Here is a 1,843-nt window from a genome sequence, read left to right as displayed (position 1 = left end):
GCCGCCGGCCCACCAGTAGGCGTTCTGGGCGTTGCGCATGCCGGTGGGGGTCAGGAAGGTGCCGGCGGACAGCAGGCTGTCGGCGAAGGTCGAGTTGGGGCCGTAGGAGCCGGCGGTGAAGTAGTTGGCGCTGCGGCCGGCCACGGCGATGGCGCCGTACGGGGTGGCCTTGAAGCCCTCGACGGTGATGGGCAGGGCCAGGACGTACAGGTCGAGCTCGTCGGCCTGCTGGGTGGTGGTGGTGTCGAAGGTCCGGTTCTTGTCCAGCATGCGGGCGTAGGCCGCGATGACGGACAGGGTGTCGTCGATCAGCGGGGAATTGACGACCAGGGCGGCCGCGCGATCGCCGCCGAAGATGACGGAGTCGGTGAAGAAGGCGTTGGCCGGCAGGGAGAAGTCCTGGAGGCCGGCGGTCACCTCGGTGCTGCAGTTGGGCAGCTTGAACTGCAGGAAGGCCTGGTAGACCTGGACGGCCGCGCTGGGGTTGGCGGCGGTGAAGGTGCCGTGGCCCCAGGTGTCCTCGACCTTGATGCCCAGGCGGAACTTCACGGCCTCGTTGGCCACGAAGTCGGTGCGCAGGCGGAAGCGCTCCCAGATCTGGAAGCGGTCTTCAGTCTGGGTGCCGGCACCGGTGTAGTTGCCGGAATTGTCGTTCCAGGAGCCGGTGCTCCAGCCGGTGAAGTTCTGGTTGGCGTTGAAGCTGCCGTAGACGAAGGCGTCGCCGACCATCTTCACTTCGGTGGCGGCCTGGGCGATGCCGGCCAAGCCCAGGATCAGGGCGGCCAGGGCGGCACATCTGGCGAAACGTTTCATGAATCCTCCCTCCTCATGCTTGCGAAACACGGTGCCTGCGGACGCTGTCGCCGGGTGGCGTCCCGGCGAATGATTTTCACTTATGTAATGATTATCCAAATTGCAATACGAGGAGAGTGGTTTTTTCGACGCTGGTAAAAAAAACTTTACGGCAGTGACGATCCGGTGACGCGGCGGGCGGCGAGGCGCAAAAAAAGGCCGGGGCTGGCGAGCCCCGGCCTTGGCCGTCGGCGGAAACGGATGACGCTAGAACTTGTACGAGAAGCCGAGAGCGATCTTCCAGGCGTCGCTCTCGCGGGCCTTCTCAGCCAGGCGATGGCCCCAGACGCTGGTCTGGAACTGACCGTGGGCCCAACCGGTCTCCAGGACGGCGGCCAGATTCTCGTAGATCTGGTAGGTGCCGTCGATGTTGGCGCTCAGGATGTGCTCGTTGGTGGTCAGGTCGCGACCCATGGTGAAGTACGGGTTGCTGCCCATGTAGGTGTTCAGGTAGCGGATGGCCGACGCCGAGTTGTTGCCCTGCAGGTAGACGAAGGTCACGCGGTTGGTCAGCTTCTCGACAAGCGAGATGTTGTTGAGCGAAGCGCCGATGCCCATGGAACCGATGGGGTTGACGCCCATGTTGCCCTGCTTGAGCAGCTCCTGGGAGCAGTCGAACAGGAAGCTGTTGCCCGGGCCCCAGTTGGACATGACCGAAGGCATGCGCTCGGAGCCGTTGCGGGTGGACTTGTCCTCGCCGGTGGACCACCAGGCGAAGACCTGCGGGGTCAGCACGTCCCAGCCGGTGTACTCGGCGCCGAGGTCAATAAACCAGCCTTCGCGGCTGTCCTTCTTGCGGTCGGCCTTGTTGCCGGCGCCGTAGATCACGTCGGCGTAGAACTTCACCGGATCGAGCGCGGTCACCTCGAAGGTGCCGCCGGCCCACCAGTAGGCGTTCTGGGCGTTGCGCATGCCGGTGGGGGTCAGGAAGGTGCCGGCGGACAGCAGGCTGTCGGCGAAGGTCGAGTTGGGGCCGTAGGAGCCGGCGGTG

The 1,843-nt window shown here is 64.9% G+C and carries 2 pseudogenes; both read right to left on the bottom strand.

What is annotated here, in order from left to right:
* Positions 1-813: pseudogene (locus tag Q1K70_RS10360) on the bottom strand (hypothetical protein); the annotation flags it as partial.
* 246 nt (positions 814-1,059) lie between these two features.
* A pseudogene (locus tag Q1K70_RS10355) lies at positions 1,060-1,843 on the bottom strand (hypothetical protein); the annotation flags it as partial.

Source organism: Solidesulfovibrio sp. (assembly GCF_029978005.1).
GTDB lineage: Bacteria > Desulfobacterota > Desulfovibrionia > Desulfovibrionales > Desulfovibrionaceae > Solidesulfovibrio.
The sequence above is the reverse complement of the archived record's forward strand: the minus strand, read 5'-3'. Positions and strand labels throughout refer to the sequence as shown.